Source organism: Chromobacterium aquaticum, from assembly GCF_021129195.1.
GTDB lineage: Bacteria > Pseudomonadota > Gammaproteobacteria > Burkholderiales > Chromobacteriaceae > Chromobacterium > Chromobacterium aquaticum.
The window spans coordinates 16,648-29,075 of record NZ_JAJOHW010000110.1 but is presented as its reverse complement, the minus strand read 5'-3'; the positions used below and the strand labels follow the sequence as shown (position 1 = coordinate 29,075).

9 protein-coding genes and 1 pseudogene are annotated in these 12,428 nt (G+C 63.0%); 4 read left to right on the top strand and 6 right to left on the bottom strand.

Features of this window, described 5'->3' with window-relative positions; genetic code table 11:
- From LQT98_RS17285 to flhB, 3 genes and pseudogenes are all read right to left on the bottom strand, one after another.
- Positions 1-485, bottom strand: a pseudogene (locus LQT98_RS17285) (flagellar biosynthesis protein FlhF); the annotation flags it as partial.
- A 6-nt stretch (positions 486-491) separates the two neighbouring features.
- Positions 492-2,573 carry a flagellar biosynthesis protein FlhA gene (flhA, locus tag LQT98_RS17280; RefSeq protein WP_231463834.1) on the bottom strand — a complete coding sequence of 694 codons (2,082 nt, stop codon included), beginning with the start codon at positions 2,571-2,573 and terminating at the stop codon, positions 492-494.
- Positions 2,574-2,621: 48 nt separating this feature from the next.
- The gene (gene flhB, locus LQT98_RS17275; RefSeq protein ID WP_048411766.1) at positions 2,622-3,779 is read right to left on the bottom strand and encodes a flagellar biosynthesis protein FlhB; all 1,158 of its coding nucleotides are present in this window, start codon (positions 3,777-3,779) and stop codon (positions 2,622-2,624) included.
- A gap of 128 nt (positions 3,780-3,907) precedes the next feature.
- On the opposite strand from flhB, the gene LQT98_RS17270 reads away from it, so the two are divergent.
- On the top strand, positions 3,908-4,702 hold the full coding sequence (locus tag LQT98_RS17270; RefSeq protein ID WP_231463832.1) for a thymidylate synthase: 795 nt from the start codon (positions 3,908-3,910) through the stop codon (positions 4,700-4,702).
- Positions 4,699-5,196 carry a dihydrofolate reductase gene (locus LQT98_RS17265; RefSeq protein WP_231463830.1) on the top strand — a complete coding sequence of 166 codons (498 nt, stop codon included), beginning with the start codon at positions 4,699-4,701 and terminating at the stop codon, positions 5,194-5,196. Before LQT98_RS17270 ends, LQT98_RS17265 begins: the two co-directional genes overlap by 4 nt.
- A 56-nt stretch (positions 5,197-5,252) precedes the next feature.
- On the opposite strand, the gene icd is transcribed toward LQT98_RS17265, so the two are convergent.
- Both icd and LQT98_RS17255 read right to left on the bottom strand, forming a co-directional pair.
- The gene (icd, locus tag LQT98_RS17260; RefSeq protein ID WP_231463828.1) at positions 5,253-6,497 is read right to left on the bottom strand and encodes an NADP-dependent isocitrate dehydrogenase; all 1,245 of its coding nucleotides are present in this window, start codon (positions 6,495-6,497) and stop codon (positions 5,253-5,255) included.
- Positions 6,498-6,822: 325 nt separating this feature from the next.
- The gene (locus LQT98_RS17255; protein ID WP_231463826.1) at positions 6,823-9,060 is read right to left on the bottom strand and encodes an NADP-dependent isocitrate dehydrogenase; all 2,238 of its coding nucleotides are present in this window, start codon (positions 9,058-9,060) and stop codon (positions 6,823-6,825) included.
- A 337-nt stretch (positions 9,061-9,397) separates the two neighbouring features.
- On the opposite strand from LQT98_RS17255, the gene LQT98_RS17250 reads away from it, so the two are divergent.
- Both LQT98_RS17250 and aceK read left to right on the top strand, forming a co-directional pair.
- Positions 9,398-10,039 carry a pseudouridine synthase gene (locus tag LQT98_RS17250; RefSeq protein WP_048411770.1) on the top strand — a complete coding sequence of 214 codons (642 nt, stop codon included), beginning with the start codon at positions 9,398-9,400 and terminating at the stop codon, positions 10,037-10,039.
- A gap of 49 nt (positions 10,040-10,088) precedes the next feature.
- A complete protein-coding gene (aceK, locus tag LQT98_RS17245; protein ID WP_231463824.1) occupies positions 10,089-11,879 on the top strand; it encodes a bifunctional isocitrate dehydrogenase kinase/phosphatase in 1,791 nt (596 codons plus the stop codon).
- 64 nt (positions 11,880-11,943) lie between these two features.
- Here aceK and LQT98_RS17240 read toward each other — a convergent pair whose 3' ends face one another.
- Entirely contained in the window at positions 11,944-12,369 is a 426-nt protein-coding gene (locus LQT98_RS17240; protein WP_048411772.1) for a hypothetical protein, read from the bottom strand.
- Positions 12,370-12,428: the final 59 nt, after the last annotated feature.

Genomic DNA, 12,428 nt, shown 5'->3' with positions numbered 1-12,428 from the left:
GGTGCCGGGGCCGGCGCGGGTCGGGCCGCGGCACGCGGCGCGGCTGGCTGAGGCGCGGGCTGGGCGTAGGGCTGAGGCGCCGCGCGAGGGATGGGCTGGGGTTCCGGCGCGAAGGCCGGCTCGATGCGCTGGCGCGGCGGCGGCGCCTGGGGTTCGATGCGCGGCGGCGGCGGGCTGTCCAGCGGTTCCACCGGCATCGCGTAGGTGCGGGCGATCGCGCGGTTGACGGCGGCGCCGGTTGGCGTGGGCAGCGGCGACGGCGCGCGGTTCACCACCGGCGGCGCGTTGCGCGGCGGATGCTTGCTGGAGGAGGTGGCGAGATTGGTGGCGAGGTTGGCGACGTCGGCGTCGGCCACCGCCATGATTTCCACCCCGCCGCCCATGGTGGGGCGGTTGGACAAAATCAGGGCGTCCGCGCCCAGTTCTTCTCGAACTTGTCTGAGCGCGTCACGCGTGGTTTTGCCGAAAAACTTTTTCACCACCATGTTCGATTAGCCCTTGCTTCCCCCAATTACAGCAATTATACGAATTGATTTATTGTCCGGTATCTCATTATGAGAAATAACACGCAGCTGCGGCAGTGCCCGGCGCAGGAAGCGCGCCAGCAATGGCCGCAATCCCGGCGCGGTCAAGAGTACCGGATTGTACCCTTGAATTTCCACTTGTTCGGTTTCCTGGGCGGCGCTGGCCAGCAGATTTTCCGCCAGGCCCGGTTCCAGGCCGCCGCCGGTCTTGGATTGCACCGCCTGCATCAGCACATTTTCCAATGTTGGCTCCAGGGTCATCAAGGGTAATTCTTGCTCGCCGGGGAATAATTGCTGGACGATGACGCGGGACAGCGCGGTGCGCACGATATTGGTCAGCTCGTCTATGTCCTGGGTGGTGGCGACGTGATCGGCCAGCGTTTCCAGTATGGTGCGGAAATCGCGGATGTGGATGCCTTCGGTCAGCAATTGCTGCAGCACTTTTTGCAGCGTGCCTATCGGCACCACCTTGGGCACCAGGTCTTCGATCAGCTTCGGCGATTCCTTGGCCTGGTGATCGATCAGCGCCTGCACTTCCTCGCGGCCCAGCAGTTCCGCCGCGTGGGTTTGCAGCAGATTGGAAATATGGGTGGCCACCACGGTGCTGGAGTCGACCACGGTATAGCCCAGGCTCTGCGCTTCCTCGCGCTTGCCGGCGTCTATCCAGATCGCCGGCAGGCCGAAGGCCGGGTCGGTGGTGGGGGTGCCGGCCAGTTCGCCATTGACCCGCCCCGGGTTGATGGCCAGGTATTGGCCGATGAAGGCCTCGCCGGTGCCCAGCTCCACGCCCTTGAGCAGGATGCGGTAGGCATTGGGCTTGATTTCCAGGTTGTCGCGGATATGGACCGGCGGCACCAGGAAGCCCAATTCCTGGGCGATTTTCTTGCGGATGCCGCGGATGCGGCGCAGCAGTTCGCCGTCCTGGCTGCGGTCCACCAGCGGGATCAGGCGGTAACCCACTTCCATGCCCAATTGGTCCACGTGCTGCACATCGTTCCAGCTGACTTCGGCGGTCGCGTGCTCCGGCGGCGGCGCAGCCTGTTGTTGCTGTTCCACCTGTTCCGCCTCGGCCTTCTGGCGTTTCTCCATGATGCGGCCGAGCAGGCCCAGGCTGCCGGCGATCAGCAGGAAGGAGAAGTGCGGCATATTGGGGATCAGGCCGACCATGCCTATCACCGCGGCGGTGATGTATAGCACTTGCGGCTTGGTGAACATCTGGCCGAGGAATTGCTCGGACATGTCCTTGTCGGTGCCCACGCGCGACACCACGATGCCGGCGGCGGTGGAGATGATCAGCGCCGGGATCTGAGCCACCAAGCCGTCGCCTATGGTCAGCAGGGTGTAGGTCTTGGCGGCTACGCCGGCGTCCAGATCGTGCTGCACCATGCCGACGATCAGGCCGCCGACGATGTTGATCACGATGATCAGGATGCCGGCCATGGCGTCGCCGCGCACGAACTTGGAGGCACCGTCCATCGCGCCGAAGAAGTTGGCTTCCTCGGCGATGGTGGAGCGGCGCAGGCGCGCTTCGTCCTCGCCGATCAGGCCGGCGTTGAGGTCGGCGTCGATCGCCATCTGTTTGCCGGGCATCGCGTCCAGCGTGAAGCGGGCGCTCACTTCGGCGATGCGGCCGGCGCCCTTGGTGATCACCACGAAGTTGATGATGGTGATGATGACGAATACCACGATGCCGATGGCGACGTTGTCGCCGATCAGGAAGTGGGCGAAGGATTCGATCACCTTGCCGGCGGCGTCCGGGCCGGAGTGGCCCTCCAGCAGGATCACCCGGCTGGAGGCGACGTTCAGCGACAGCCGCAGCAGGGTGGTCACCAGCAGCACGGTGGGGAAGGCGGAAAAGTCCAGCGGCTTGCGCACATTGATCCCCACCAGCAGCACGATCACCGAGACCGCGATGTTGAAGGTGAAGAAGATGTCCAGCAGCACCGGCGGCAACGGCAACACCATCATCGCCAGGATCAGGATGATGAGGATGGGGCCGGCCAGCTGGGTGACTTTGAAGCGCTTCAGTAGTTCGAGTATGGAGTCCATGCTGGGTTTATGGCTCAAGCCGGCCGAGTGCGTGCATCGGCCTTGTCATTATGGTGGCGTCGCATCTTGCTGGCGTTTGCTTTGCGGGTCAAGCTCGGCTGGCACCTCCAGCTGGTCCGGGAACACCGGCGCCAGGCCACCGTTCTCCTGATAGGTCTTGAGTTGGAACACATAGGCCAGCACTTGGGCGGCGGCGGAGTAGAGCTTGGCCGGGATATCGTCGCCGAGTTCGGCGTGGAAGTACAGCGCGCGGGCGAAGCTGGGCGAGCGCATCACGATGACGCGGTGTTCCTTGCCGGTGTCGATGATCTTTTCCGCCAGCTTCAGCGAGCCCTTGGCCACCACCTGTGGCGCGCGCATGCCGTCCTGGTACTTGATCGCCACCGCGTAGTGAGTCGGGTTGGTGACGATGACGTTGGCGCTGGGAATCTCCTGCATCATGCGCTTGCGCGCGGCTTCGCGCTGCATCTGGCGGATGCGGCCCTTGACCTCGGGCGAGCCCTCGGCTTCCTTGTATTCCTGCTTGATCTCTTCCTTGGTCATGCGCAGCTTCTTGTGATAGCTCCACAGCTGGAAGGGCACGTCTATCGCCACCAGCAGAATCATCGCCGAGGTCACCACGAAGAAGGTGGAGATGATCATATCGGTCATCTTGGCGATGCCGACGGGCAGCGGCATCGAGATCAGGCCGATGATTTCCGCGCGCTCGCGCCAGATGAACCAGGTGGCGATGCCGCCGATCAGCACGCTTTTGAGAATGGCCTTCAAGGCCTCGGTGGCGGCGTTGACCGAGAACATGCGCTTGACGCCGGGAAGGGGATTGAGCTTGCTGAACTTGGGCTCTATCGCCTTGAAGGTGAGGTTCCAGCCGCCCACCAGCATGGGTACGAACAGCGCCACCAGCGCCAGGCCGGCCAATAGCGGCGCCAGGCTCCACAAGGCGTTGAAAATGGTTTCCTTGAAGCGGATCAGCGCCGGCTCGGCGTCGCGCACCGTGGTCTGGTCGAAAGTGAGCAGCACGCGCATGGTCTGCGCCAGATTGGTGGCGATGTGGCCGCCCTGGGCCATCAGCAGCGCCACGCCGGCCATGGTGATGGCGAAGGTGGTCAACTCGCGCGAGCGCGGGATATTGCCGTCTTCGCGGGCGAGCCCCAGTCGTTTCGCGGTGGCGGGTTCGGTGCGTTCGAGGTCGGAATCTTCAGCCATGTCCGGTGTTTCATGCTTCTGTCTTGATTTTAAAAAGAATGGTAGCCGAAGCGGCGGTGCCGGGCCAGCTTTTCCGGGGCGGGGTCAAGTCGGGTACAATGGCCGGCATCAAGGATGGAATGAACACTATGCGACAGTATCTCGAGCTGATGCGCCATGTGCTGGAACATGGCCACGATAAGTCCGACCGCACCGGCACCGGCACCCGTTCGGTATTCGGCCACCAGATGCGTTTCGACCTGCAACAGGGTTTTCCGCTGGTGACCACCAAGAAATGCCACCTGCGTTCCATCATCCATGAATTGCTGTGGTTCCTGTCCGGCGACACCAATATCCGCTACCTGAAGGAAAACGGCGTGTCGATCTGGGACGACTGGGCCGACGAAAACGGCGATCTGGGACCGGTCTACGGTTATCAATGGCGCAGCTGGCCGGCACCGGACGGCCGTCATATCGATCAGATCGCCAATGTGGTGGCGATGATCAAGAACAATCCGGATTCGCGCCGCCTGATCGTATCGGCCTGGAACCCGGCGCTGGTGGACGAGATGGCGCTGCCGCCCTGCCACAGCCTGTTCCAGTTCTACGTGGCCGACGGCAAGCTGTCCTGCCAGCTCTATCAGCGTTCCGCCGATATCTTCCTGGGCGTGCCGTTCAATATTGCCAGCTACGCCTTGCTGACCATGATGGTGGCCCAGGTGTGCGGGTTGCAAGCGGGCGATTTCGTGCACACGCTGGGCGACGCGCATCTGTACAGCAACCACCTGGAGCAGGCCGAGCTGCAGCTGTCGCGCGAGCCGCGTCCATTGCCGACGATGAGGATTAATCCGCAGGTCAAGGACATCTTCGGCTTCAAGTTCGAGGATTTCGAACTGGAAGGCTATGATCCGCATCCGCACATCAAAGCGGCGGTGGCGGTATGACGGCGGCCGGGAAGCCGCGCTTGACTCTGGTGGCGGCGATGGCGGCCCAGCGGGTGATAGGAATAGACAACCGCCTGCCCTGGCATTTGCCGGAGGATCTCAAGCACTTCAAGGCGGTGACGCTGGGCAAGCCGGTGATCATGGGCCGCAAGACCTGGGACTCGATAGGCCGGCCCTTGCCGGGCCGCCGCAACATAGTGGTGACGCGCCAGGCGGATTGGCGCGCCGACGGCGCCGAGGCCGCGCATTCGTTGGAGCAGGCGCTGGCGCTGGCCGGCGCGGTGGAGGAGGTGTGCCTGATCGGCGGCGCCGAGCTGTACCGCCAGGCGATCGCCAGCGCCGATTGCCTGCGCCTGACCGAGATCGCCGGCGAGTATCCGGGCGATGCGCATTTCCCCGAGGTGTCCGCCGAGCTCTGGCGCGAGGACAGCCGCGAAGCGCACATCAGCACCACCGGCCTGGCTTACGCCTTCGTCGATTATCTGAGGCGCTGAGCCGGATCGGCAAAGCAAAAAGCCCGCGGCGACGCGGGCTTTGCATTTGGGCTTGGCTACATGCGCGCTATCATCGCGTCGCCGAAGGCGGAACAGCTGATCTCGCTGGCGCCGTCCATCAAGCGGGCGAAGTCATAAGTCACCTGCTTGTCGGCGATGGCGGCTTCCATCGCCTTGATCACCAGATCGGCGGCCTCTTTCCAGCCCAGGTGGCGCAACATCATCTCGGCGGACAGAATCAGCGAGCCCGGGTTGACCTTGTCCTGGCCGGCGTATTTGGGCGCGGTGCCGTGGGTGGCCTCGAACACCGCGTATTGGTCCGAAATATTGGCGCCCGGCGCGATGCCGATGCCGCCGACCTGGGCGGCCAGAGCGTCGGAAATATAGTCGCCGTTCAGGTTCAGCGTAGCCACTACATCGTATTCCGCCGGACGCAGCAGGATCTGCTGCAGGAAGGCGTCGGCGATGGCGTCCTTGACCACGATGTCGCGGCCGGTCTTGGGGCTCTTGAACGCGCACCACGGGCCGCCGTCGATCGGCGTCGCGCCGAGCTCCTCCTTGGCCAAGGCATAGGCCCAGTCGCGGAAGCCGCCCTCGGTGTACTTCATGATGTTGCCCTTGTGCACGATGGTCACGCTCTTGCGCTCATTGTCTATCGCGTACTGGATGGCGGCGCGCACCAAGCGTTCGGTTCCGTCCTTGGACACCGGCTTGATGCCTATGCCCGAGCTGTCCGGAAAGCGGATTTTCTTCACGCCCATCTCATCCCGCAGGAAGGCGATCACCTTCTTGGCGGCGTCGGAGCCGGCCTGCCATTCGATGCCGGCGTAGATGTCCTCGGTGTTCTCGCGGAAGATCACCATATCGGTCAGTTCCGGCTGCTTCAGCGGCGAGGGCACGCCCTTGAAATAGCGCACCGGCCGCACGCATTGATAGAGGTCCAGCTCCTGGCGCAGCGCCACGTTCAGCGAACGGATGCCGCCGCCCACCGGGGTGGTCATCGGGCCCTTGATCGATACCGAGTAGGTTTTCAGCGCGGCCAGGGTCTCCTGGGGCAGCCATTCGTCCGGCCCGTAGAGGCGGGTGGATTTTTCGCCGGCGTACACTTCCATCCAGTGGATTTTCTTCGCGCCGGCATAGGCCTTGGCCACCGCGGCGTCTATCACCTTGATCATCACCGGAGTGATGTCCACGCCTATGCCGTCGCCCTCGATGAAGGGAATGATGGGCTGCTCCGGCACCGGTTGGCCGGGGATGATTTTCCGGCCGGCGGCCGGAACCTTGATATGGCTGCTGCTCATGCTTGTTCTCCTGTAATGGGGCGCTGAACGGCGAGACGGGCGCGCGGGTCGCTTGGCGGTGATCATGCCATGAAAGCCGGGGCCATCTTCATGCCTATCCCGTAAGAACCGGTTCAAAGTCTGCTGCGCGTAATGGAGCGTTACGCGGTGAGTACGGTTCGAAATGCTGATGTGCCACTCGTACATTCCGCTTTCTCAGCCGCAACGCCTTGTCTCGCCTTAGCTCGCGAGATCGTAAACACGTTCTAAAGCGGCGCAAAAAAAAACGCCAGGACAGATGTCTTGGCGTTTTGTTGGGCGGGAAGTTCCCGCCGGGAGCGGAGGCTTAGCCGAGCACGGCGGCCAGCGCGGCGTTGAAGCTGGCGCTAGGACGCATCACCGCGCCGCACTTGGCGGCATCGGGATGGTAGTAGCCGCCGATGTCGGCCGGCTTGCCTTGCACGGCCTTGAGTTCGGTCAGGATCCGCTGCTCGCTGTCGGCCAGGCTCTTGGCGAGTGGGGCGAAACGGGCTTGCAGTGCCTTGTCCTCGGACTGGGCCGCCAGCGCCTGCGCCCAGAACAGGGTCAGGTAGAACTGGCTGCCGCGGTTGTCCAGCTCGCCGGTGCGGCGCGACGGGGATTTGTTCTCGTCCAGCAGCTTGCCGGTGGCGAGATCCAGCGTCTTGGCCAGCACCTTGGCCTGCTCATTGCCGGTCTTGATGCCCAGTTCTTCCAGCGACACCGCCAGCGCCAGGAACTCGCCCAGCGAATCCCAGCGCAGGTGGTTTTCTTCCAGCAACTGCTGCACGTGCTTGGGCGCGGAGCCGCCTGCGCCGGTTTCGTACATGCCGCCGCCGGCCATCAGCGGCACGATGGACAGCATCTTGGCCGAGGTGCCCAGTTCCATGATGGGGAACAGGTCGGTCAGGTAGTCGCGCAGGATGTTGCCGGTCACCGAGATGGTGTCCAGGCCGCGCGCCACGCGTTCCAGGGTGTAACGCATCGCGCGCACCTGGGACATGATGTGGATTTCCAGGCCGCTGGTGTCGTGATCCTTCAGGTAGGCGTGCACCTTCTTGATCAGCTCGTTCTCGTGCGGGCGGTACGGGTCCAGCCAGAACACCGCCGGCATGCCGGAGTTGCGGGCGCGGGTAACGGCCAGCTTGACCCAGTCGCGGATAGGCGCGTCCTTCACCTGGCACATGCGCCAGATATCGCCTTGCTCGACGTTCTGCGTCAGCAGCACTTCGCCGCTGGCGAGGTCGACGATGTTGGCGACGCCATCTTCCTGGATTTCATAGGTCTTGTCGTGGGAACCGTATTCCTCTGCCTTCTGCGCCATCAGGCCGACGTTGGGCACGGTGCCCATGGTCTTGGGATCAAAATTGCCGTGCCATTTGCAGAAGTTGATCATCTCCTGGTAAATGCGGGCGAAAGTGGATTCCGGCATCACGGCCTTGGCGTCGTAAGGCTTGCCGTCGGCGCCCCACATCTTGCCGCCGGCGCGTATCATCGCCGGCATCGAGGCATCGACGATCACGTCATTGGGCGAGTGGAAGTTGGTGATGCCCTTGGCCGAATCCACCATCGCCAGACGCGGGCGATGCTCCTGGCAGGCGTGCAGATCGCGGATGATCTCTTCGCGCTTGGATGCCGGCAGGGTCTCGATCTTCTCGTACAGGGTGGCCATGCCGTTGTTGACGTTGACGCCCAGTTCCTCGAACAGCTTGCCGTGCTTCTCGAACGCTTCCTTGTAGTAGATCTTGACGCAGTGGCCGAACACGATGGGGTGGGACACCTTCATCATGGTGGCTTTCACGTGCAAGGAGAACAGGATGCCTGCTTCGCGGCAGTCTTCCATCTCGCGCTCGTAGAATTCGCACAGCGCTTTCTTGCTCATGAACATGGAGTCGATGATCTCGCCGGCCTGCAGCGCGACCTTGGGCTTGAGCACGATGGTCTGGCCGCTCTTGGTGGTCAGCTCCATCTTCACGTCGCGGGCCTTGTCCAGCGTGATCGACTTTTCGCCGTGGTAGAAGTCGCCATGGTGCATGTGGGAAACATGGGTTTGCGACCATTGCTTCCATTCGCCCATCGAATGCGGGTGCTTCTTGGCGTAGTTCTTCACCGCCAGCGGCGCGCGGCGGTCGGAGTTGCCCTCGCGCAGCACCGGGTTCACCGCCGAGCCCAGGCAGCGGGCGTAGCGGTCCTTGATTGCCTTGTCGGCGTCGGAGGCCGGGTTTTCCGGATAGTCCGGCAGCGCATAGCCCTTGGCCTGCAGTTCCTTGACGCAGGCGATCAGCTGGGCCACCGAGGCGCTGATATTGGGCAGCTTGATGATGTTGGTGTCGGGGTGCTGGGTCAGCTTGCCCAGCTCCGCCAGGGTATTCGGCACTTTCTGTTCGTCAGCCAGATAGTCGGGAAACTCGGCCAGGACGCGGGCCGCCAACGAAATGTCCGCGGTGGCGACCTTGATGCCGGCGGAGCCGGCGAAGGCCTGGACGACAGGCAGGAAGGCGCTGGTAGCCAGCGCCGGCGCTTCGTCGGTCAGGGTGTAAATGATGCTGGGCTGTTCCGAAGGCATTACTCTATCTCCATAGTTATCTTGTGACGACAGAACGGTTGCGCGAGGCGCTGCCGGCGCATTGAAAGAGCTTGGAAAGGCGGGCGCGGGGTCCAGGCGACGCGGCCTGAGCGCGATCCGGCGACTCTCGGGCAATTTTCAAAAGCGAATTATACCTCTGTGCGGGCGCTTGGCTCGCAGCGCATGTGAACTTTTATGCGTTATAACTGCTTGGGGTCTGTTCGAATGTGAATTATAAACAGCGAGAGCGCCCATGCGTCGGCAATCTGTGGCTACTTTGCGGCCGGCTCTTGCTATCATTCGGCTCATTCATTCATTCATTGTCGCTGTTTCCGCCATGTCCCGACTCATTCTGCTCAACAAGCCCTACGGTGTCATCTGTCAGTTTTCCGAGCACCCCTCGCATCCAACGCTCAAGTCCTGCGTGCCCTTGCCCGGCGTGTATCCGGCGGGGCGGCTGGACACCGACAGCGAAGGGCTGCTGCTGCTGACCGGAGACGGTGAGCTGCAGCACCGCATCGCCAATCCGCGCTGGAAACTGCCCAAGACCTATTGGGTGCAGGTGGAGGGCCAGATCCGCGAGGAACAGCTGGAGCAACTGCGCCGTGGCGTGGATCTGGGCGATTTCACCACTCAGCCGGCGCAGGTGCGGCGCATCGACGCCCCCGATCTGTGGGAACGCAAGCCGCCGGTGCGTTTTCGCAAGACGGTGCCGGATGGCTGGCTGGAGATCGTCATCAGCGAGGGCAAGAACCGCCAGGTGCGGCGCATGACCGCCAAGGTGGGCCTGCCGACCTTGCGCTTGGTGCGGGCGGCGATAGGCCCGTGGGCGCTGGACGGTTTGCAGCCGGGAGACATGCGCGAGCTGGAGGTGGATCTTGCGGATTTGCCGCGGCTGCCCCATGCTCAGCGCATCGCCAAGCCGGGCGCGCAGCCGCGCGGCGGCGGCTTCCGGCGCGGAGGCCCGCGCAAGCCTTGAACCGGCGCCGGGCCGCGACGCGGCGGTTCCACATCGACGAGGCGGGCGCATGCAGATCCCCGAGTCCTACAATCCGGTGGCGCGCGATATCGCGCAGGCGCTGGTGGATGGTTTCGACAAGCATTACCGGCGCTTTCGCGACTGCAACCGCGGCGCCAAGGCCTTGTTCGAGGCCGGCGACTGGCAGGGCGTGCAGCAGGCGGTGCGCGACCGTATCCAGTTCTACGACCAGCGGGTGGCGGAAACGGTGGCGCGGCTGCATGGCGAGTTTCACGCCGAGCTGCTGGACGACGAGATCTGGCAGCAAGCCAAGCTCTACTTCATCGGCCTGCTGGTCAGGCACAAGCAGCCGGAGTGCGCGGAAACCTTTTTCAACTCGGTGTTCACCCGCATCCTGCACCGCGATTATTTCAACAACGATTTCATCTTCATCCGCCCGGCGATTTCCACCGAGTACATAGAGTCGGATCCGCCGTCCTATCGAAGCTATTATCCGGCGCGCGACGGCCTGCGGGCGGTGCTGCGGCGCATGGTCGAGGACTTCGGCTGGCAGCGAGCCTTCACCCGGCTGCGCCGTGATATCGCATTGTCGCTGCGTCAGGCGCTGGCGTTTCTGGAGGGCCGCTGGCCGCGGCAGGAGGCCAATTACCAGGTTCAGGTGCTGTCGTCGCCGTTCTACCGCAATAAGTCCGCCTATGTGCTGGGCAAGGTGATCAATGGCGGCGCGCAGTACCCATTCGCGGTCCCGGTGCTGCACGACGCGCTGGGTGGCTTGTGTCTGGACACCTTGCTGCTGGAGCCATGGCGCATAGGCATGCTGTTTTCCTTCAGCCGCGCTTATTTCCTGGTGGACATGGAAGTGCCGTCCGGCTATGTGCAATTCCTGCGCGGCATGCTGCCGGGCAAGAGCAAGGCCGAGCTCTACACCATGCTGGGTTTGCAGAAGCAGGGCAAGAACACCTTTTATCGCGACTTCATCCAGCATCTGCAGCATTCCAACGACAGTTTCGTCATCGCGCCCGGCATCCGCGGCCTGGTGATGCTGGTGTTCACGCTGCCGTCCTATCCCTATGTGTTCAAGCTGATCAAGGATGAGTTCGGTGGCGCCAAGGAGGCGGACCGCGCGACGGTGAAGGCCAAGTATCAGTTGGTGAAGCGTCATGATAGGGTGGGGCGGCTGGCGGACACGCTGGAATTTTCCAATGTGGCGTTTCCCAAGGCGCGCTTCACCGAGGAGCTGCTGCGGGAGCTGCGCGCGCAGGCGCCGTCGCTGCTGGAGGAGGGGGCGGAGCAATTGGTGATCAAGCATCTGTATATCGAGCGGCGCTTGAAACCGTTGAATCTCTACCTGATGAGCGCCGAGCCGGCGGAAAAGGCGCGGGTGGTGCGCGACTACGGACTGGCGATCAAGGAACTGGCGGCGGCGAATATCTTTCCCGGCGACATGCTGTTCAAGAACTTCGGGGTGACGCGCTACGGCCGGGTCATCTTCTACGATTACGACGAGATCGAATACCTGAGCGATTGCCGCTTCCGCCGGATTCCGGAGGCGCCGTATCCGGAAATGGAGATGTCGGGCGAGGTCTGGTATCCGGTGGCGCGCAATGATGTGTTTCCGGAAGAGTTCGGCGCCTTCCTGTTGGGTGACGCCGAGGTCAGGCAGACGTTTCTGCGCCACCATCAGGATTTGCTGAGCCCGGCGTTCTGGCAGCAGCGCCAGCGCCGCATCGGCGCTGGCCACATCGAGGATTTCTATCCCTACCCGGAGGAGATGCGCTTCATCAACGCCTATCCGCGTTTTTATCGGCGGGAGCGGGCGCTTTGCCCGCAGCGGGATTGACGCAAGAAAAACGGGGAAGCGTTTGCTTCCCCGTCTGGGTGTTGAATGCGCGCGGGCGCGGCGTCTAGGCGCGGTGGCTGTCCTCGAAGTAGGCGATGGGCCCGGCGCTGGTTAAGCCAATGTGGAAGGTCGAGCTTTCCGGGAAGGTCTCGCCTATGCTTTCCGCGGCGCGCACGATCTCGTACAGCACTTCCACTTCCTTGAATTTACGGGTGATATTGTCATTGCCCTGCAACCAGGTCCGGATTTCCTCGGCATGCGGGTGGTTGTTTTCCAAGGCCAGCTGGCAGGCCGGCGTGCTGATCAGGCTGATCGCTGGCGGCATGCTGATGTCCAGCTGCTGCAATTGTTGGCTCGCCATGGCGGCGAAGCTGGACAATTCAAGGTTGGCCCGCTCACGGATGGAGGAAAGGGCAATGCTTCCATCGTCCGTAACCTGACTGAACAGCTGGACCAGGCCCGGGGCGGTGGCAGTGTTTTCAAGCGACATTGTTGTTGCTCCTGTCTCGGATGTTACCTTCTAGTAATATAGGAAACGTCCCCGGGTCT

What these genes read in the sequence shown, in the direction of transcription:
- aceK (WP_231463824.1), top strand. Translation starts at nt 10,089, where the DNA reads ATGCAGATCCCCGAGTCCTACAATCCGGTGGCGCGCGATATCGCGCAG.
- LQT98_RS17240 (WP_048411772.1), bottom strand. Translation starts at nt 12,369, where the DNA reads ATGTCGCTTGAAAACACTGCCACCGCCCCGGGCCTGGTCCAGCTGTTC.
- flhA (WP_231463834.1), bottom strand. Translation starts at nt 2,573, where the DNA reads ATGGACTCCATACTCGAACTACTGAAGCGCTTCAAAGTCACCCAGCTG.
- flhB (WP_048411766.1), bottom strand. Translation starts at nt 3,779, where the DNA reads ATGGCTGAAGATTCCGACCTCGAACGCACCGAACCCGCCACCGCGAAA.
- LQT98_RS17270 (WP_231463832.1), top strand. Translation starts at nt 3,908, where the DNA reads ATGCGACAGTATCTCGAGCTGATGCGCCATGTGCTGGAACATGGCCAC.
- LQT98_RS17265 (WP_231463830.1), top strand. Translation starts at nt 4,699, where the DNA reads ATGACGGCGGCCGGGAAGCCGCGCTTGACTCTGGTGGCGGCGATGGCG.
- LQT98_RS17255 (WP_231463826.1), bottom strand. Translation starts at nt 9,060, where the DNA reads ATGCCTTCGGAACAGCCCAGCATCATTTACACCCTGACCGACGAAGCG.
- icd (WP_231463828.1), bottom strand. Translation starts at nt 6,497, where the DNA reads ATGAGCAGCAGCCATATCAAGGTTCCGGCCGCCGGCCGGAAAATCATC.
- LQT98_RS17250 (WP_048411770.1), top strand. Translation starts at nt 9,398, where the DNA reads ATGTCCCGACTCATTCTGCTCAACAAGCCCTACGGTGTCATCTGTCAG.